Source organism: Achromobacter pulmonis, assembly GCF_002885955.2.
GTDB classification, from domain to species: domain Bacteria; phylum Pseudomonadota; class Gammaproteobacteria; order Burkholderiales; family Burkholderiaceae_B; genus Achromobacter; species Achromobacter pulmonis_A.
Window position 1 is genome coordinate 604,253 of record NZ_POQS01000003.1, and the last position, 17,194, is coordinate 621,446.

18 protein-coding genes are annotated in these 17,194 nt (G+C 68.8%); 14 read left to right on the forward strand and 4 right to left on the reverse strand.

Annotated features, from left to right (window positions below):
- Nucleotides 1–142: 142 nt before the first annotated feature.
- Nucleotides 143–424, reverse strand: coding sequence for a peptidylprolyl isomerase (locus C1I89_RS14075; protein WP_102773385.1), 282 nt, complete (start codon nucleotides 422–424; stop codon nucleotides 143–145).
- A gap of 136 nt (nucleotides 425–560) precedes the next feature.
- Complete coding sequence (locus C1I89_RS14080; protein WP_102773386.1) at nucleotides 561–1,577, reverse strand: amino acid ABC transporter substrate-binding protein; 1,017 nt, start codon at nucleotides 1,575–1,577, stop codon at nucleotides 561–563.
- A gap of 130 nt (nucleotides 1,578–1,707) precedes the next feature.
- Here C1I89_RS14080 and C1I89_RS14085 point away from each other — a divergent pair, with 130 nt between their 5' ends.
- Nucleotides 1,708–2,550: an AraC family transcriptional regulator gene (locus C1I89_RS14085; protein ID WP_102773387.1), complete on the forward strand. Its 843-nt coding sequence runs from the start codon at nucleotides 1,708–1,710 to the stop codon at nucleotides 2,548–2,550.
- Between the two features lie 75 nt (nucleotides 2,551–2,625).
- The gene (locus C1I89_RS14090; protein ID WP_102773388.1) at nucleotides 2,626–3,012 is read left to right on the forward strand and encodes a cupin domain-containing protein; all 387 of its coding nucleotides are present in this window, start codon (nucleotides 2,626–2,628) and stop codon (nucleotides 3,010–3,012) included.
- Nucleotides 3,013–3,032: 20 nt separating this feature from the next.
- On the opposite strand, the gene C1I89_RS14095 is transcribed toward C1I89_RS14090, so the two are convergent.
- Nucleotides 3,033–3,917 carry a LysR family transcriptional regulator gene (locus C1I89_RS14095; protein ID WP_102773389.1) on the reverse strand — a complete coding sequence of 295 codons (885 nt, stop codon included), beginning with the start codon at nucleotides 3,915–3,917 and terminating at the stop codon, nucleotides 3,033–3,035.
- Nucleotides 3,918–4,020: 103 nt separating this feature from the next.
- Between C1I89_RS14095 and gstA the strand changes: the two genes are divergently transcribed.
- Complete coding sequence (gene gstA, locus C1I89_RS14100; protein ID WP_102773390.1) at nucleotides 4,021–4,623, forward strand: glutathione transferase GstA; 603 nt, start codon at nucleotides 4,021–4,023, stop codon at nucleotides 4,621–4,623.
- A gap of 1 nt (nucleotide 4,624) precedes the next feature.
- Here gstA and C1I89_RS14105 read toward each other — a convergent pair whose 3' ends face one another.
- Nucleotides 4,625–5,242, reverse strand: a complete 618-nt coding sequence (locus C1I89_RS14105; RefSeq protein ID WP_102773391.1) for an ABC transporter ATP-binding protein — start codon at nucleotides 5,240–5,242, stop codon at nucleotides 4,625–4,627.
- Nucleotides 5,243–5,311: 69 nt separating this feature from the next.
- Between C1I89_RS14105 and C1I89_RS14110 the strand changes: the two genes are divergently transcribed.
- The 11 genes from C1I89_RS14110 (at nucleotide 5,312) to C1I89_RS14160 (ending at nucleotide 17,179) form a co-directional block, all read left to right on the forward strand.
- Nucleotides 5,312–6,085 carry an aminoglycoside adenylyltransferase family protein gene (locus tag C1I89_RS14110; RefSeq protein ID WP_102773392.1) on the forward strand — a complete coding sequence of 258 codons (774 nt, stop codon included), beginning with the start codon at nucleotides 5,312–5,314 and terminating at the stop codon, nucleotides 6,083–6,085.
- 116 nt (nucleotides 6,086–6,201) lie between these two features.
- Complete coding sequence (locus C1I89_RS14115) at nucleotides 6,202–7,143, forward strand: LysR substrate-binding domain-containing protein (protein ID WP_102773393.1); 942 nt, start codon at nucleotides 6,202–6,204, stop codon at nucleotides 7,141–7,143.
- A 94-nt stretch (nucleotides 7,144–7,237) separates the two neighbouring features.
- Complete coding sequence (locus tag C1I89_RS14120) at nucleotides 7,238–8,404, forward strand: acyl-CoA dehydrogenase family protein (RefSeq protein WP_102773394.1); 1,167 nt, start codon at nucleotides 7,238–7,240, stop codon at nucleotides 8,402–8,404.
- Between the two features lie 33 nt (nucleotides 8,405–8,437).
- On the forward strand, nucleotides 8,438–9,871 hold the full coding sequence (locus C1I89_RS14125) for an aldehyde dehydrogenase family protein (protein WP_102773395.1): 1,434 nt from the start codon (nucleotides 8,438–8,440) through the stop codon (nucleotides 9,869–9,871).
- Between the two features lie 15 nt (nucleotides 9,872–9,886).
- Entirely contained in the window at nucleotides 9,887–11,059 is a 1,173-nt protein-coding gene (locus C1I89_RS14130) for an ATP-grasp domain-containing protein (protein WP_102773396.1), read from the forward strand.
- The gene (locus C1I89_RS14135; protein ID WP_102773397.1) at nucleotides 11,049–11,936 is read left to right on the forward strand and encodes a succinate--CoA ligase subunit alpha; all 888 of its coding nucleotides are present in this window, start codon (nucleotides 11,049–11,051) and stop codon (nucleotides 11,934–11,936) included. The genes C1I89_RS14130 and C1I89_RS14135 overlap by 11 nt, the downstream gene beginning before the upstream one ends.
- 21 nt (nucleotides 11,937–11,957) lie before the next feature.
- A complete protein-coding gene (locus C1I89_RS14140) occupies nucleotides 11,958–13,745 on the forward strand; it encodes a thiamine pyrophosphate-binding protein (protein ID WP_102773398.1) in 1,788 nt (595 codons plus the stop codon).
- A gap of 112 nt (nucleotides 13,746–13,857) precedes the next feature.
- On the forward strand, nucleotides 13,858–14,826 hold the full coding sequence (locus C1I89_RS14145) for a Bug family tripartite tricarboxylate transporter substrate binding protein (protein WP_168202191.1): 969 nt from the start codon (nucleotides 13,858–13,860) through the stop codon (nucleotides 14,824–14,826).
- Nucleotides 14,827–14,830: 4 nt separating this feature from the next.
- Nucleotides 14,831–15,904: an NAD-dependent epimerase/dehydratase family protein gene (locus C1I89_RS14150; protein WP_108627533.1), complete on the forward strand. Its 1,074-nt coding sequence runs from the start codon at nucleotides 14,831–14,833 to the stop codon at nucleotides 15,902–15,904.
- Complete coding sequence (locus C1I89_RS14155) at nucleotides 15,901–16,743, forward strand: sugar phosphate isomerase/epimerase family protein (RefSeq protein ID WP_181390948.1); 843 nt, start codon at nucleotides 15,901–15,903, stop codon at nucleotides 16,741–16,743. Before C1I89_RS14150 ends, C1I89_RS14155 begins: the two co-directional genes overlap by 4 nt.
- The gene (locus C1I89_RS14160) at nucleotides 16,727–17,179 is read left to right on the forward strand and encodes a carboxymuconolactone decarboxylase family protein (protein WP_102773400.1); all 453 of its coding nucleotides are present in this window, start codon (nucleotides 16,727–16,729) and stop codon (nucleotides 17,177–17,179) included. Before C1I89_RS14155 ends, C1I89_RS14160 begins: the two co-directional genes overlap by 17 nt.
- The last annotated feature ends 15 nt before the right edge of the window (nucleotides 17,180–17,194 follow it).

A 17,194-nucleotide genomic window follows, 5' to 3' on the forward strand; every position in this document is an offset into this window, starting at 1 on the left:
TAATCATTTGATAGGTTTTCCGGTGCTGCGCCGCGCCATCCCCCCGAGGGGGCGTTTTTGTCTGGGAGCGGTCCGGCGACAAAAAAAACCGCCGCCGGAAACCCGGCGGCGGCTTGCGTATCTACTGCGGACCGGCTGCGGCTCAGTCGTTGCGGCTGGTCACTTCCACGAGGTGGTAGCCGAACTGGGTCTTGACCGGACCCTGGACCACGCCGACCGGGGCGCTGAACACCACGGTGTCGAATTCCTTGACCATCTGGCCCGGGCCGAAGGTGCCCAGGTTGCCGCCGTCGCGGCTGGACGGGCAGCTGGAGTTTTCCTTGGCCAGCTGGGCGAAGTCGGCGCCGTTCTCGATGGCGGTCTTGAGTTCGTTGGCCTTGGCCTCGGTGGAGACCAGGATGTGACGGGCGGAGGCTTGTGCCATGTTGAGCTCCTTGCTGACTCGTTTTTTGGGAGGGGGAGAGTAACGCATTCAGCGGACGGGCGCTGTAACCCTAGGGTAACCCGCCAGGGCCCGCGCGCCCGCCACGAATACGTATCCCTTCAATACAGGCCCGTCGTCAGCGCACCGGCCAGCCGTACATCAGCCCGCCGTCCCGGTACGAGGCATTCAGGCCGCGCGGCAGCTTCAGCGGGCTGCTCGGTCCCAGGTTCTTCTCGAAGCTCTCGCCATAGTTGCCGATGGTCTTGATGACGTTGTAGGCCCACTTGTCGTCCACGCCCAGGTGCTTGCCCATGCCCGGCGTCACGCCCAGCAGGCGCTGCACGTTGGGATTGGTGCTCTTGAGCATGTCGTCCACGTTCTTGGAGGTGATGCCGTACTCTTCCGCTTCCAGCATGGCGTTCAGGGTCCAGCGCACCACGTTGAACCACTGCTCGTCGCCCTGGCGCACCATGGGGCCGAGCGGCTCCTTGGAGAAGTTCTCCGGCAGGATGTCGTACTTTTCCGGGTTCTCCAGATTGCTGCGCGCGGCCGCCAGCTGCGACTTGTCGCCGGTGAAGGCGTCACAGCGGCCCACGGCGAAGGCGCGGATGATTTCGTCCAGGCGTTCGACCACCACCGGCTTGAACACGATGTTCTGGGAGCGGAACCAGTCGGCCAGGTTCAGCTCCGTGGTGGTGCCGGGCTGCACGCAGACCGTGGCGCCGTCGAGCTCCTTGGCGCTTTTCACGTTCAGCGACTTGTTCACCATGATGCCCTGGCTGTCGTAGTAGTTCACGCCCACGCCGATCAGGCCCAGCGTGGTGTCGCGCGTCAGCGAGAGCGTGGTGTTGCGCGGCAGCACGTCGACTTCGCCCGACTGCAGCGCGGTGAATCGCTGCAGCGCGCTGACGGCCATGATCTTGGCCTTGGAGGCGTCGCCGAACATGGTGACGGCCAGCGCGCGGCACAGGTCCACGTCCAGGCCGATCCAGCCGCCCTTGCTGTCGTTCACCGAAAAGCCCGCCACGCCGGTGGACACGCCGCACTGGACGAAGCCCTTGCTCTTGACGCTGTCGAAGGTCGCGCCGGCATGGGCGGCCCACGACGAGAGGAACAGGGCGGAGCCCGCCGCGATCAGTTTCAGTGCTTTCATGATGTCTCCGCGCAAGAAAATACCGCCGGGCGGCGGCTTAGCGTGCGCGCAATGGTAGCCAGCGGCCCGGGGTGGGAATATCAGGGAATTCCCGTTAAATTCGCAGATCGGAATTTTCCCGGCGCCGAACATGAAAAAGCCAGAGGATCGCGCAGGCGGCCCGGCGGCGTCCGGGCGCGACTGGATGCAGCGCGCCCCGGGCGCGCGCAAGGTCGAGCGCATCGAAGCCTATTTCGGCGGGCATGGCTACGACATGCACCGCCATGACACCTATGCCATCGGCCGCACCCTGGCCGGGGTGCAGAGCTTTCACTACCGCAGCGGCATGGCGCACAGCCTGCCCGGCGGCACCATCGTCCTGCACCCCGACGAGCCGCACGACGGGCAGGCCGGCACCGAAGAGGGCTTTCGCTACCGCATGGCCTATATCGAGCCGGCGCTGATCCAGGAAGTTTTGGGCGGCAGGCCGCTGCCCTTCATCGCCGGCGGCCTGTCGTCCGACCCGCGCTTGTACGCGGCTTCCGACGCGCTGCTGCGCTCGCTGGACTGCCCCGACCCGCTGGAAGAGGACGACGCGATCTACGAACTGGCCAGCGCGCTGGACGCCGCGGCCGGCGCGCGGCGCGGACGGCAGGCGGTGGACTATCGCGCCGCCGAATTGGCGCGGACCTATCTGCTGGACCGGCTGGCGCATCCCGTCACGCTGGACGAACTGGAACAGGCCAGCGGGCGGGACCGCTGGAGCCTGTCGCGCGACTTCCGGGCGCTATACGGCACCAGCCCCTACCGCTACCTGACGATGCGGCGGCTGGAGCTGGCGCGCCGCCTGGCCGCCGCCGGCCAGTCGCTGGCCCAGGCCGCCGTCTGGGCCGGCTTCACCGACCAGAGCCACATGACCCGGCATTTCCGCCAGGCCTACGGCATGGCGCCGGGCCGCTGGTTGCGCGGGCTGCGCGGCCGGCGGCCCGCCTGAGCCTGCACGATCGTACAAGACCGCAGCCGCGCCGGCCGGCACACTGCCGTATCCCGCAAACACCAGGAGCCGATCATGCAAGCATCCCAGGCGCAGCGTCCCGCGCAATCCATCAACTTCGAGCAGAAACTCGCGCTCATCGCCGACCGCTGGCAGCCGCGCGTCGTCGCGGAGATGAACGACTACCAGTTCAAGCTGGTCAGGATCGAAGGCGAATTCATCATGCACGCGCATCCCGACACCGACGAAACCTTCATCGTGCTGCACGGCCAGCTGCGCATCGACTTCCGCGACGGCCACGTACTGGTCAATCCGGGCGAAATGTACGTCGTGCCCAGGGGCGTGGAACACAAACCCTATGCGCGCGAAGAAGTGCGGATGCTGCTGATCGAGCCGCGCGGCGTGGCCAACACCGGCGACCAGGGCGGCGAACGGACCGCGCCGAACGACGTCTGGATCTGAGCGGCGGCCGGGCGGACGCTTCAGCCGCCCGCCGCGCCGCCGGCGATGTGCTTCCACAGCGCGCCGGCCGCCGCGGATTGCCGGCCGGTCGCCGAGCGGACCAGGCCGAACTCGCGGCGCGCCGCCGGCGTCAGGGGCAGGGCGCGCAGTTGCCGCAGGTCCGCTGGCAGGGTGGACTCCGGCACCACCGCCACCCCCATGCCTTCGCGCACCAGCGCGCAGGCGCTGGCCCAGTCGCGCACCGTGACGCGCACGTCGCTCAGCGTCAGGCCGGCTTCGCGCGCCAGGCTGGCGCCGTTCACGCGGCAGCCTCCGGTCGCCAGGATGAACGGCTGCGCGGCCAGCTCGGCCAGCGTCACGCCGGCGGCCGACGAGCGCCGGGCGAGGGCATGCGCGCCGGGCAGCAGCGCCATCCAGCGGTCGCGGCCCAGGATCAGCGCTTTCCGGCCAGCCGCCGGATTGAGCGTCACGCCCAGGTCGATGGCGTCCTGCGCCAGCCAGTCCTCGACCTCTTCGTCCGTGCCTTCCAGCGCCACCACTTCTATGCCGGGATGACGCTGGCCGAAGCTGCGCAACAGCGGCGGCAGCAGCGTCGAAATCACCGACGGAAAACTGCCCAGGCGCACACGGCCCCGGCTCAGGCCGCGGCTGGCGTCGGCCAGTGCGCGGATCGACTCCAGGTGCGACAGCATGGCGCGGGCGTGCTCGATCACCTCGGCCCCCAGCGCCGTCGCCTTCACCTCTTTGCGCGAGCGCGTGAAGACCTGGATGCCCAGCGATGCCTCCAGTTGCGCGATGGCCTGACTGGCGCCGGATTGCGTCATGCCCACGCGCTCGGCGGCGCGCGAGATATTGCCGGTGTCGGCGGTGGCGGCCAGCAGACGCCAGTGGCCCAGGTTCAACATGATTAATTAGCTGAGCTAATGATAGAAAAATGAATCATTGATTTTACATATGCCATGCGCCGCCGCAGACTGCTTCTCCATCACAACCCTTGCCGGAGACTTCATGAGGCTTTATTACGCACCGCATACCTGTTCGCTGGCGCCGCACATCGTGCTGCGAGAGCTGGAGCTGCCGTTCGAACTGATCCGGGTGGACAACCGGACCAAGCAGACTGCGGACGGACGCGACTTCCGGACCATCAACCCCAAAGGCTATGTGGCGGCGCTGGAACTGGACGACGGCGACGTGCTGACCGAAGGGCCGGCCATCCTGCAGCACCTGGCCGATCTGCGCCCGGACCGCAAGCTCGCCCCGCCTTGCGGCACGCGCGAGCGCACGCGCCTGCATGAATGGCTCAACTTCGTGACCAGCGAAATCCACGCCGGCTCGGCGCCGCTGTTCCAGGCGAGCCTGCCCGCCGCCGCCCTGGCGCATTTCCGCGAGCGGCTTTTCAAGCGCTTCGATTACCTGGACGGCATCCTCGCGGATCGCGCCCACCTGATGGGCGACCCGTATTGCGTGGCCGACGCCTATCTGTACACCGTGCTGGGCTGGCGCCGCTTCTTCGCCTTCGACCTGCAGCGCTGGCCCGGCTTGCGCGCCTACGAGGCGCGCATCGCGGCGCGGCCCGCGGTGCAGGCGGCGCTGGCCGCCGAAGCGCAATGAGCTACGCGCGCAGCGCCGCGATCTCCAGCGGGCGTGCCCCGCAGGCCTGCACCAGTTCCTCATCGTGGCTGGCGAACAGCACCACGCGGTCGCGCGACCAGATCCTGAACTGCTCGGCCAGCGCCGACCGGGCCTGGGCGTCCAGCCCGTTGCTGGGCCCGTCGGCGACGACCACGGCGGGATCGCCCAGCGCGGCCGCGGCCAGGTAGACCTTGCGGCGCGAGCCGGTCGACATCTGCTCGAAACGCTTGTCCAGATGCGGCTCCAGCCCCAGCCGGCAGGCCAGGTCCAGCGCCCCGGCATCGACCGCCACCCGCTTGCCGGCGGAGACCCGTTCGAGCAGCGCGCGCCCGGTCATCTCGGGAAACGCGAGGCAATTGTCGGGCGCGAAGGCCAGCCGGGCGCGGGCCGCTTCGGGCGAACCCGACAGCGAATGCCCGTCGATCCAGACCTCTCCGCCGTCGGGCGCGATGACGCCGGCGATGATGTTCAGCAAGCTGGACTTGCCGGTGTTGTCTTCTTCGCACAGCGCGTAGCAGCCAGGCCCGAACGTATAAGTCAGGCCCTGGAACACGGAATAGTCGCCGTAGCGTTTGCTGAGATTGTCGATGCGTAGCATGCCGCAAGTGTACGCACGAACGCGGCGCGCAGCCACAACCGGCCTGCGCGCCCGCGCTAACATCGGCCCATGAGCGCGACTCCCGACATTCCCCGCCAGGCCGGTCAGGCCCTGGCCGTCCTGCAACGCCGTCTCGGCCCCGCGCTGCTGGCCGTATACCTGCATGGCTCCGCGCGCGGCGGCGGCCTGCGGCCGCAAAGCGACGTGGACCTGCTGGCCGTGACCGACGGGCCGCTGTCCGCCGACGCGCGCGGCCCGCTCACGCGCGACCTGATGGCGCTGTCGGCCTATCCGGCGCGCTCCGAATCGATGAGGCCGCTGGAAATCCTGGTGTTCGACCGGCACGATCTCGACCCGCTGCCGTATCCGGCGCGCAGCGAATTCGTGTACGGCGAATGGCTGCGGCCCGGGTTCGAGGCCGGCGGCGTGCCGCTGCCGCTCGCGGACCCCGAGCTCACCATCGTGCTGGCCCAGGCGCGCCAGACCGCGCTGCCGCTTTTCGGTCCCGCGCCGCGGCAGCTGCTTCCCGAGGTGCCGCAACACGACCTGCGGCGCGCCATGGCCGACGCGCTGCCGGCGCTCATGGCCGGGCTCGAAGGCGACGAGCGCAACGTGCTGCTGACCCTGGCCCGCATGTGGCGCACGGCGGTCAGCGGCGACATCGTCGCCAAGGACGCGGCCGCCGCCTGGGCCGCCGACCGCCTGCCGACGCAAACCGCGCAGGTGCTGGCGCTGGCGCGCGCCGCTTATCTGGATGGCGCGGAAACGGACTGGACCGCGCGCCGCCGGCAGGTCGGCGAAGCCGCGCGCGTGTTGCGCGCGCGGGTGGAATCAGCCTTGTGAGGCGGGGCGGCGGCGTCGGTACAGACCTTGATTGACAATCGCAGGGGGGCCATTGAAACTGTGCGCTTCCCGGGCCTCGCGGGCCTCAATGCTCTGGCTTGCAGCAGATCGACGCAATGGCGCGCAGCATTCCCCCCTTGAATCCCTTGCTTGCCTTCGAGGCCGCCGCCCGGCATGGCAGCTTCGCGCGCGCGGCGGCCGAACTCTCCGTCACGCCCACCGCCATCAGCCGCCAGGTGAAGATGCTGGAGAACTATTTCGGCACCGAATTCTTCGACCGCGAGCCGGGCGGCGTGCAGTTGACGCCGGAGGCGCGCGAGTATGCCGCGCACCTGTCGCGGGCGTTTCGCCAGATCGCGACGGCGACCGACGATTTCCGCGCCAATCACGCTTCCAGCATCCTGACGATCAGCGGCTACACCACGTTCCTGGTCAAGTGGCTCGTCCCCAAGCTGCCGGCCTTCCAGAAGCGCTTTCCGCACATCAAGGTGCGGCTGGTCACCAGTTCGGCCGCCGGCGCGGCGCGCACCGACGCCGACATCGCCATCCTGTATGGCGAGAACGACTGGCCGGGCCTGCAGGCGATGCTGTTGTTCAACGATGAGCTGGTGCCCGTGGGCAGCCCGGCCCTGCTGGCCGAGCAGCCTGCCGGCCGCGGCCGCGCGCAGGGCGGAGCATCGCCGGCCGACATCGCGCAGCGGGTCGCCGCCATGCCCTTGCTGCAGCTCGAAGCGCGCCGCAACGACTGGCTGGACTGGTTCGAACTGGCCAAAGTGGCGCCGCCCAAGAACGGTTTCCAGTCTTTCGAGGACCTGGGCGTGGTGCTGGAATCGGCGCGCAGCGGCCTGGGCGTGGCGCTGGTGCAGCGCGCATACGTGGAAGAGAACCTGGCGCACGGAGACCTGGCGATCGCGGCGCCCATCACGCTGCGGCGCAGCCGTGGCTACTATGCGCTGGCGGGCCAGGGCAGCGCCGCCAAATCCAAAGTGAAGTCTTTCTTCGACTGGCTCGCCGCGTACCAGGCAAGGCCGGCGGACGAACCGGACGGCGCGCCCTAACCAAAAGTCAGCCTGCGGCCGAGATATTGTCGTTTGAGGCGCCTGTGGCGCGCAGATAGACTTTCCTCACACTTTCACCGATGAGGAAGGCAGCGTGGATCTCCAATTGAACGAACAACGCAGGCTGATGCTCGCCTCGGTGCGCGAGCTGGCGCAGCAGGAATTCAAGCCTCGCGGGCTGGAGTACCTGGACGGGACTTTTCCCTGGGAGAACATCCGTCAGCTGGCCGATATCGGCGTATTGGGCATGGCGGTGCCCGAGGAATACGGCGGGCTGGGCCTGCCGGTGTTCGACACCGCGCTGATCCTGGAAGAGATTTCCAAGGTCTGCTATGTGACGGCGATGGCCGCGCTGGGCGAGGCCGGCGTCCAGACCCGCGTGATTTCCACCTATGCCCCGCGCGAGATCCGCGAGCGGATACTGCCCAAGGTCTGCAGCGGGGAATGCATCCTGGCCATCTGCATGACCGAGCCCCATGCCGGCACGGACGTGGCCAACTATCGGACCAACGTCGTCGTCAAGGATGACCGCCTGATCTTGAACGGAACCAAGACGCTCATCAGCCGGGCGCCGGAAGCCGGCATGTTCGTGGTGTTCACCCGCGTCAACGGCCAGCCCGGCCGCGAAGGCATAGGCTGTGTGCTGGTCGAGCCCAGCACCCCCGGCTTTGCGGTGACCGGCACCTATCACACCATGGGCGGCGAGAACCTGCACGAGGTCCAGTTCAACGATTGCGAGCTGCCGCTGGAAAACCTGGTGATCCGGGAAGACGGCTTTCGCAAGCTGCTGACGGCCTTCAACACGCAGCGCTGCCTGAACCCCAGCATTTCGCTGGGGCTGGCCGAAGGCGCGTTCGACGAGGCGGTGAAATACACGAAGGGCCGCACGATCTTCGGCAAGCCCATCGCAGATTCCCAAGGCGTGCGCTGGAAGCTGGCGGACATGTACCGCAATATCGAGGCGGCGCGCGGCATGCTGTACAAGGCCTGTCTTTCGGCCAATCCGTTTCCCGATCCCTTCCTCAGCGCCACGGCCAAGATCACCTGCAACGAGACCGCGATCAACGTCACCAGCGACGCGGTGCAGCTGCACGGCGGCTACGGTTTTACCGACGAATACCTGGTTTCGCGGCTGTTTCGCGGCGCCAGATACGGCACGCTGGGCGGCGGCGCGAGCGAGACCCTCAAGGACCTCATCGCCAAGCGCATTCTCAAGGACGGGGATTCGCCCGATGGCATCCTGTCCTTGATAGGCGTGTAGCCCCCATCCGAAACCAAGCAGCCCAGGCGTCCCATGCTCAATCCGACTCTGCCGCAGGTGGCTTCTCTCTTCATCGACAATCAATGGATTTCATCCGATGTGTCGAAGCCGGCGTTCAATCCGTTCAACGGCGAATCGATCGGCCGCGTGTTCGAGTGCTCGCCCGAGCTGCTCGACCTGGCCCTGGCCGCGGCCAGGCGGGGCGCGGAACTGGCGGCCGCCATGCCGGCGCGCGAAAGAGCCGGCAAACTGCACCGGGCGGCGGACAACGTGCGCGCCCATGCGCAGGAGCTGGCGCTGGTGATGGCCGTGGAGACCGGCAAGCCGGTGCGCGATGGCCGCACCGAGGTGCTGCGCAGCGCCGACACACTGGACCTGGCCGCGCAGGAAGGCCTGCGCATCGAAGGCCGGCACATACCGATGGACAGCAGCGCGATCGGGGCCGGCAAGCTGGGCGTGAGCCTGCGGTTTCCGGTGGGCGTGGTGGCCGCCATCACGCCGTTCAACGCGCCGGTGAACCTGACCGCCCACAAGCTGGGCCCGGCCTGGGCGGCGGGCAATTCGGTCATCCTCAAGCCTTCGGCGCAGGCCGCGCTGACGCTGCAGAAGTACGTCGAAATCCTGCTCGAAGGCGGCATTCCGCCCGAATGGCTGCAACTGGTGCAGGGCGACCAGGCCGCGGCGGCGTTGGTGCGCGCGCCGCAGGTCGACTTCATCTCCTTTACCGGATCGAGCGGCGTGGGCGAGCTCATCAAGGCCGGCAGCGGCCTGAAGCGGGTCGCGCTGGAGCTGGGCGGCGTCGGCCATACCATCGTCGCGCAGGACGCCGTGCTGGAAGACTGCGCGCCGGTGTGCGCGATAAACGGCATGCGCCTGGCCGGGCAAAGCTGCATATCGGTACAGAACGTATGCGTGCACCGCTCCCTCTATGACGGCTTCCTGGAACGGATCGCCGCCTCGGTCGGCGCGCTGAAGACGGGTAATCCGCTGGACGAAGCCACCGATGTCGGTCCCGTGATTTCCGAGCATTCCGCCGCGCGCATCCTGACGCTGGTGGACGAAGCCCGCCGCGACGGCGCGCAGCGGGTTTGCGGCGGCGCGCGGGCCGGAGCGCTGGTGCAGCCCACGCTGCTGGCCGGCGTGCCGGCCGATGCGCGCGTCGTGCGGCAGGAAGTGTTCGGGCCGGTGGTCAACGTGATGCCTTACGACGATATCGAGGCGGTGTTCCGCCAGATAAACGCCGGTCCGTTCGGCCTGCAGGCCGGTATTTTCACGCAGTCCATCGGGCTTGCAATGACGGCGATGCGCAGGCTGCGCATGGGCGGGGTCATCGTCAACGGCTCGTCGACCTGGCGTTCGGACCAGGCGCCCTATGGCGGCGTCAAGGACAGCGGCATGGGCCGCGAAGGCCCGAAGTTCGCCATCCGCGAGATGACCGAAGAGCGGTTCGTCGTATTCAACGCATGAAAACCGGAGACACCTATGTTGTTGCTTGAGGTCGATGGCAAGGCGCTGCTGGCGCGGGCGGGCATCGCCGTGCCGGCCGGCGTGCTGGACGAAGGCGGCGCCGCGCCGGACCTGCCCGGCGCGGGGCCGTGGATCGCCAAGGCCCAGGTCCCCGTGGGCGGGCGCGGCAAGGCCGGCGGCGTCTTGCCGGTGGCGTCGGCCGGCGATCTGCCGCCGGTGCGAGCCGCCTTGCTCGGCAAGCGGATCAAGGGCTTCGAGACTCCCGAGATCCTGATCGAGCAGGCGTGCGCGGGCGAGGAACATTATCTTGCGCTCATGCTGGACGCGGCGGCCGGCGGCGCCCGCTTGATCTATTCGCCGTTCGGCGGAATCGACATCGAATCGCGGCAGGCCGGCGCCGACGGCTACAACGCCGTGACGCCGCTGGAGGCGCCGGCCTTGGCGCGCGCCGTGCACGAGATGGCCGCGACGGCTCCGGCCAGCCACCGCGCCGCGATCCTGGCGGCCGGCCTGGCGCTGGCCGAGCTGTTCCTGGCCAGGCAACTGCTGCTCGCCGAGATCAACCCGCTGTTCGCGCTGCCCGACGGCAGCGTGCTGGCCGGCGACGCCAAGGTCGTCATCGACATGAACACCCTGGCGCAGCAGCCCGAGATCGTGGCGCTGCTGCGCGCCCGGCAACACCGTTATCCGGACGGCTGGCGCAAGCACTCGGAGGACTTCGATTTCGTCGAGATCGATCCCGCCGGGCAGATCGGCCTGGTGACCACCGGGGCCGGGCTTTCCATGATGCTGATAGATGAAATGGTGCGGCGCGGACTGGCGCCCTACAACTTCTGCGACGTCCGCACGGGGCAGATGCGCGGCAGCCCCGAACGCCTGCTGCGCATTTTCGACTGGCTGCGGGCGGCGGGCAGCGTGCGCGTGCTGCTGGTCAACGTATTCGCGGGCATCACCGACCTGGCCGAGTTCACGCAATTGCTCGTGACCGCGCTGCGGGCGCGCCCGGACTGGCGCGTGCCGATAGTCGCCCGGCTGGTGGGCAACGGCGAAGCGGCCGCGCGGCGCATCATCGACGCCAACCCGGATCTCGCGCTGTGCTTCGAGCCCGACCTCGAACGCGCGCTGGACCAGGTGCAGGTCCTGTTGGCCCGGCAGGCCGCCGGCAAGGAGAGCGCTCATGCTGTTTGACATGGATCGCAGGACGCCGGTCATCGTGCAGGGCATCACGGGCCGCATGGGCCGGATGCATGCCGACCTGATGCGCCGATACGGCACGAACATCGTTGGCGGCACGGGTTCCGTCGAGAAGGGCGAGGAAGACGCCCTGCCGGTCTCGCAGCGCTGCGCCGAGATCGTCGAAAGAACCGGGGCCCAGGCAAGCATCGCCATCGTGCCGCCCGCCGCGGTGCCGGCCGCGGTGCAGGAGGCGGTGGCGGCCGGCATCAAACTGATCGTGACGGTCGCCGAAGGCATCCCCGTGCACGAAGCCGTCAGGCTGAGGGCGCTGACACGCGATGCCGGCGTGACATGGATCGGCCCTTCGACGCCGGGCCTGTGCGTGCCGGGCGAGATAAAGCTGGGATTCCTGCCGGACGCCGCGTTGGCGCCGGGATGCTTCGGCGTCATGTCCAAGAGCGGCACGCTGTCGTACGAGGTGGGACGGCGCATGCGGGAAAAAGGGCTGGGCCAGAGCCTGTGGATCGGCGTGGGCGGCGATCCCGTGAAGGGCACGCGTTTCGGCGATCTGGCCCAGGGGCTGCTGCATCACGGCAAGACGCAAGCCATCGTGCTCATCGGCGAAATCGGCGGCAACGAGGAAGAGGAGTTCGCCGGCGTCTGGCAGGCGTTGGGCGGCGGCAAGCCGGTGTACGCGCTGATTGCCGGCGCCCAGGCCAAGGAAGGCATTCCCATGGGACACGCCGGCGCCCTGGTGATGGGCCAGAGCGGGTCCCTGGAGTCCAAGCGGGCCAGCCTGCAGCAGGCCGGCGCCCAGGTGTTCGACACCATACAGGCGATGCTGGACGCGATGGCGCGGGATTTCGCGCCGGCCGCCAGCCGCCTCTAGAAAACCAGAGGGGAGGATGGAATGAGTCAGTTGAAAGGGTCGGAGATCATCGTCGAGCACCTGATCGCCGAGCGGGTTCCTTATCTGTTCGGCCTGTGCGGCCACGGCATCATCGGGCTGATGGACGCCGCGTACGATCGCCGCGACCGCATCGGGACCGTTTCGGTCCACAACGAGCAGATCGCCGGCTTCGCGGCCGACGCGTTCTATCGGGTCAGCGGCCAGCCCGCCGCGACGTTCACTTCCTGCGGACCGGGCTCCATCAACATCCAGATGGCGATCGCCAATGCGATGTTCGATTCCTCGGCCGTGTACGCCATCACCGGCAATATTCCCACGCAGCAGTTCAACAAGGCGCCGTTCCAGGAACTGGGCCATCACTACCAGGCCGACTTCGTCACGGCCATGCGCCCATACGTCAAGCGCAGCTACCAGGCGACGCGCGCCGACATGCTGCCCGCGCTGATGCAGCAGTCCTACACCGAGATGATGTCGGGCCGCCGCGGGCCGGTGCATCTGGACGTTCCGTTCAACGTCTTCGACGAAACCGCGATCGCCCAGCCGGGCCGCGCCTCCTGGCGCGCGGGCGTGGACTGCCGCAGCGCGGCGCCGGCCGATGGCGTGGCGCGCGCGCTGAGCCTGCTGCGCGGCGCGCGCCGCCCGCTGATACTCGCGGGCCACGGCGCGCTGATCGGCGGCGCGGCTGCCGTGCTGGCCGAAGTGGCCCGGACCCTGCAGATCCCGGTGGCCACAACGCCGCAGGGCAAGGGAATCCTGGACGAGAACGAACCCTTGTACCTGGGGCCCACGGGCCGCGATGGCGGCTACCCCGGAAACCGCGCGGCGCGCGGCTGCGACGTGCTGCTGGCGCTGGGGACCCGCTTCGGCGACCGCGGCACGAGCAGCTGGATAGAAGGCGTGACCCACAGCGCGTCGACCCGCATCATCCACGTGGATCTCGACCCCGCCGCGCTGGCGCGCAATTTCGATACGGAGCTGGGGCTGGTCGCCGACGCCGCGACGTTCCTTGCGCAACTGCTGGAAGCGGCGCGCGCCGATGCGCAGGGCGGCAAAGCGCGCTACGGCGAATGGATCGCCGCCACCGGCCAATGGAAGGCCTCGTGGCGCGAGGCGCTGGAAGAAGGGCGCAGCAGCGGCCAGGTGCCGATCCATCCCGGCCGGGTGGTGCGCGAGCTGGCGCGCGCCGTGCCCGAAGACGCGATCGTGCTTTCGGACATAGGCCAGCATCACAGCTGGATGGTGCAGCAGTGGCCGGTGCACGGGCAGGGCCGGTTCCTGCAGTCGGGCGGCTCGGCCACCATGGGGTTCGGCGTGGGCGGGGCCATCGGCGCGCAGTTCGCCGCGCCGCAGCGGCCGGTCGTCGCGGTGGTCGGCGACGGCGGCATGCTGATGCACGCCAGCGCGGTGGCGACCGCGGTGGAGTATCGCCTGCCCATCGTATGGCTGGTGTGGAACAACTGCGGCTATGTCTCCATCCGCGACTTGCAGCGGGGCTTCTACAACGGGCGCGAGTTCGGCACGCGGTTTCGCGATGCCGGCATGGAAGGCGAACTCAAGAGCACCGACTTCGCCATGCTGGCGCGCAGCATGGGCGCGCAGGGGTTCCTGGTCGAACGGCCCGGCGACCTGGCGGCGCAGCTGCAGGCGGCCCTGGCCTGCGGAGGGCCGGCGGTGCTGGACGTGCGCGTCGACGCGGATTCCAGGCGCCATACGGCCGGCGCGTGGCACATGCCGCCGCTGGGCGGCGTCGCGCCCAGCTTCGACCCCGATCCCATGAATCCCGGCTGAGGCGGCGTATCCCGTATCCACCCACATCCGGGCGCAGACCCGGTGGGCAGTTCACCAACGATGCCGTCGCCACCGGCGCGCGCGTCGTTCGCACACCAGAAAGGAGACAGCCGTGGGTATCACCAGAAGACAATTCGTGCAGGGACTGGCGCTGACCGCCTGCGCATCCAGAGTGTCCTTTGCCGCGTTTCCGGAGCGGCCCGTCACCATCGTGGTGCCGCTGGCCGCCGGAGGCGTGACCGACATCGTCGCCCGCTACGTGGCGAACCAGCTGGGGCAGGTCTGGAAAGCGCCCATCGTCGTGGAGAACCGTCCCGGCGCGGGCGGCAGCGTGGGCGCGGAATACGTGGCCAAGGCCAGGCCCGACGGCTACACCCTGGTCATGGGCACGGTCAGTTCGCACGCCATCAACGCATCGCTCTATCAGGGCCTGCGCTACGACAACATCCGCGACTTCGACCCGGTTTCGCTGGTCGCGTCCGGGCCCAACCTGCTGGTGGTCCATCCCAGCGTGCCGGTCTCCACGCTGGCCGAATTGATCGCCTACCTGAAGGCGAATCCCGGCCGGCTCAGCTATGGCTCGGCGGGCGTGGGGACCTCCACGCACGTGCTGGCCGAGCTGTTCAAGATGAAGACCGGAACCGAAATGACCCACGTGCCCTACAAGGGCAGCAGCGCCATGATGACCGACCTGGTCGCCGGCCGCGTGCAACTGGCCTTCGACAACATGCCTACCGCGCTGGCGCAGGTGCGTTCCGGCACCCTGAAGCCCATCGCCGTCAGTTCGGCCGACCGCTGGGCCGAAGAGCCCGGCATACCCACCATGTCCGAAACCGTGCCGGGCCTGGTGGCGACGTCGTGGCAAGGCCTGTTCGCGCCCGCCGGAACGCCGCCGCAGACGCTCGACGCCTACGCCGCCGCGCTCCAGAAGATACTCAGCGCGCAGGCCACGACCGCGCGGTTCCGCGACCTGGGCACCAACGCGGCCAGCCTGTCCCGCGGCGAGTTCGCCAAGTACGTGCAAAGCGAGACGCTGCGATGGGCCGAGGTGGTGAAGGCTTCCGGCGCCAGGGCGGGCTGACGCCATGAAGACGGCTTTGATCGTGGGCGGTTCGGGGCTGGTGGGCGGGCATCTGCGGCAACGCCTGTTGCGCGACGGGGACTGGCGCGTGATCTCGACCCAGCGCCGCCTGCCGGCATCGCCGCAGCCCGGCGTCACGCCGCTGGCGCTGGACGTCTGCGACCCGGCTTCGGTCGCGGCGCTGGCGGACCTGCGCGAGGTGACCCACGTGTTCTTCCTGGCCAGGGTGTGGCAGGACGGCTATGTGATCGGGCGCGAGCAGAACGTGGCGGCGCTGGCGCGCGTGCTGGACGGCATCCAGGACTGGCCTTCGCTGCGGCACGTGCAGCTGGTGCACGGCCTGAAGTGGTACGGCTCGGTGGACGGGCCTTTTCCGACCCCGGCCCGCGAGAGCGATCCGCGGCCGGACAAGCCGCATTTCTATTACGAACAGCGCGATCTGCTGGCGCAGCGCCAGCGTGGGCGGGCCTGGGGTTGGGCGACCCTGCGGCCGCATTGCGTGACGGGCCTGGCGGTGGGCAGCCCCAGCAACCTCATGCTGGGCATCGGCGTCTACGCCGCCGCGATGCAGGCTTCGGGGCGGCGCGCGCTGCCCTTTCCGGCCAGCCGCGAGGCCAGCATGGCGCGCATCGATTGCACCGATGCCGGCCTGCTGAGCGACGCGATGGTCTGGGCCGCGACCACGCCGGCGGCCCAGGGCTGCGACTTCAACGTCGCCAACGGCGATACGTTTTCCTGGGAGAGCGTCTGGCCCGCCATCGCCGCATGCTTCGGCATGACGGCCGGGCCGCCCGAACCGCTCGGGCTGGCGCAGCGGATGCCGGAATTCCAGCCGGCCTGGGCCCGGCTCGCGCAATCGCAGCAGCTTGCGCAGCCGGACATCGTCAAGCTGGTGGACTGGAACTTCATGGACGCCACCCTGGCGCTGCAGTGGGACCAGACCATGTCCCTGGAAAAACTGCGCGGCCACGGTTTCGTCGAGCGGGTCGATACCCGTGCGAAGATGCTGGAAATACTGCGGGACTACCGCCGGCTGCGCGTGCTGCCGGCCGGACCCGGGGAGGGCGCAACGGCATGAACCGGCTCGCATTCACCACGGCCACGCTGGCGGGCAGTTTTGCTGACAAGGCCGCGGCCATCCGGCAGGCGGGCTTCGAGGCCACCGAGCTGTGGGCCAGGGATTTGTTCGACCACCTGGAAGGCCCGGAGGTGGCCTTGCGCGTGCTGCGCGACCAGGGCCTGGCCGTGTCGGCCTTTCAAGCCATCCGCAATCTCGAAGGCTACCGCGGGCCGGTCCGCCAGCTGAAGTTCGACATCGCCTGCCGCATGATGGACCTCGCTTGCCTGGCGGGCAGCCCCATCGTGACGCTGGCCGCCAATGTCGACGCGCAAGCCTCCGGCGATCGCGGCAGGCTGGCGGACGACCTGGGGCAGGCGGCGGAATTGGCGGCGCAGCGCGGCCTGCGCCTGGCCTACGAACCTATCTGCTGGGCGCCGCACGTGTCGTCCTGGCGGCAGGCGCTGGCGCTGATCGCGGCCGTGGACCACGGCGCGCTGGGATTGCAGCTGGACGTTTTTCATCCGCTTATCCAGGGCGAGATCCCCGACGTGTTCGAGATTCCGTTGGACAAGCTGTTTTTGGTCGAGATCAGCGACTTCGTCGCCGGCGGCATGACGCCGCGCGAAGTCAGCCGGGGCCATCGCCTGTTTCCGGGCGAAGGAAGCGCGCCGTTGGAACCGGTGCTGCGGGGGCTGGCGGCGCGCGGCTATGCCGGCGACATCGCCGTCGAAGTTTTCAATGCCGAATACGGCGCGCAGCCGCCGGCGGCAGTCGCCGCGCGCGGCTGGCGCTGCGTGAACCAACTATTGGACAGGACGGCGCAACGCCGGAGGAACCGCAATGAAATCCGATTTTGACCCGACCGGCTGCGCGGCGCGCCGCGCCGTCCTGGGCGACGAGCACGTGGAAACGCTGGCCACCCGGATGAGCGAACTCGACCGTGCGTGGAATATGTACGTGACCAACGCCAGCTGGGCGGGGACCTGGTCGCGCGGCGTCATCGACCGCCCCACGCTCAGCCTGATCAGCCTGGGCATGCTTGCGGGCGCCGGCCAGATGGAGGAATTCGAGCGCCACGTGCGCAACGCGCTGCTGCGCACCGGCGTACCGCTGGCGCAACTGCGCGAAGTGCTGCTGCATATCGGCCATTACTGCGGCATTCCCACGGGCGCGGCGTGCTTCGCCATCGTCCGCCGGGTGCTGCGGGAAGAGGGCATTTCCGTCGACGAGGCGGATCTTTGCGACGTGACGGAGGTCTACCGCACGGCCGGCGCCAGCGCCGAGCGCTTCTGAAACGCGGCGCGCCCG

Bases quoted from the DNA above. Each gene is read 5' to 3' on its own strand.
- C1I89_RS14155 (WP_181390948.1), top strand. From the start codon at position 15,901: ATGAACCGGCTCGCATTCACCACGGCCACGCTGGCGGGCAGTTTTGCT.
- C1I89_RS14150 (WP_108627533.1), top strand. From the start codon at position 14,831: ATGAAGACGGCTTTGATCGTGGGCGGTTCGGGGCTGGTGGGCGGGCAT.
- C1I89_RS14105 (WP_102773391.1), bottom strand. From the start codon at position 5,242: ATGCTACGCATCGACAATCTCAGCAAACGCTACGGCGACTATTCCGTG.
- gstA (WP_102773390.1), top strand. From the start codon at position 4,021: ATGAGGCTTTATTACGCACCGCATACCTGTTCGCTGGCGCCGCACATC.
- C1I89_RS14085 (WP_102773387.1), top strand. From the start codon at position 1,708: ATGAAAAAGCCAGAGGATCGCGCAGGCGGCCCGGCGGCGTCCGGGCGC.
- C1I89_RS14090 (WP_102773388.1), top strand. From the start codon at position 2,626: ATGCAAGCATCCCAGGCGCAGCGTCCCGCGCAATCCATCAACTTCGAG.
- C1I89_RS14130 (WP_102773396.1), top strand. From the start codon at position 9,887: ATGTTGTTGCTTGAGGTCGATGGCAAGGCGCTGCTGGCGCGGGCGGGC.
- C1I89_RS14110 (WP_102773392.1), top strand. From the start codon at position 5,312: ATGAGCGCGACTCCCGACATTCCCCGCCAGGCCGGTCAGGCCCTGGCC.
- C1I89_RS14115 (WP_102773393.1), top strand. From the start codon at position 6,202: ATGGCGCGCAGCATTCCCCCCTTGAATCCCTTGCTTGCCTTCGAGGCC.
- C1I89_RS14095 (WP_102773389.1), bottom strand. From the start codon at position 3,917: ATGTTGAACCTGGGCCACTGGCGTCTGCTGGCCGCCACCGCCGACACC.
- C1I89_RS14080 (WP_102773386.1), bottom strand. From the start codon at position 1,577: ATGAAAGCACTGAAACTGATCGCGGCGGGCTCCGCCCTGTTCCTCTCG.
- C1I89_RS14140 (WP_102773398.1), top strand. From the start codon at position 11,958: ATGAGTCAGTTGAAAGGGTCGGAGATCATCGTCGAGCACCTGATCGCC.
- C1I89_RS14075 (WP_102773385.1), bottom strand. From the start codon at position 424: ATGGCACAAGCCTCCGCCCGTCACATCCTGGTCTCCACCGAGGCCAAG.
- C1I89_RS14160 (WP_102773400.1), top strand. From the start codon at position 16,727: ATGAAATCCGATTTTGACCCGACCGGCTGCGCGGCGCGCCGCGCCGTC.
- C1I89_RS14125 (WP_102773395.1), top strand. From the start codon at position 8,438: ATGCTCAATCCGACTCTGCCGCAGGTGGCTTCTCTCTTCATCGACAAT.
- C1I89_RS14135 (WP_102773397.1), top strand. From the start codon at position 11,049: ATGCTGTTTGACATGGATCGCAGGACGCCGGTCATCGTGCAGGGCATC.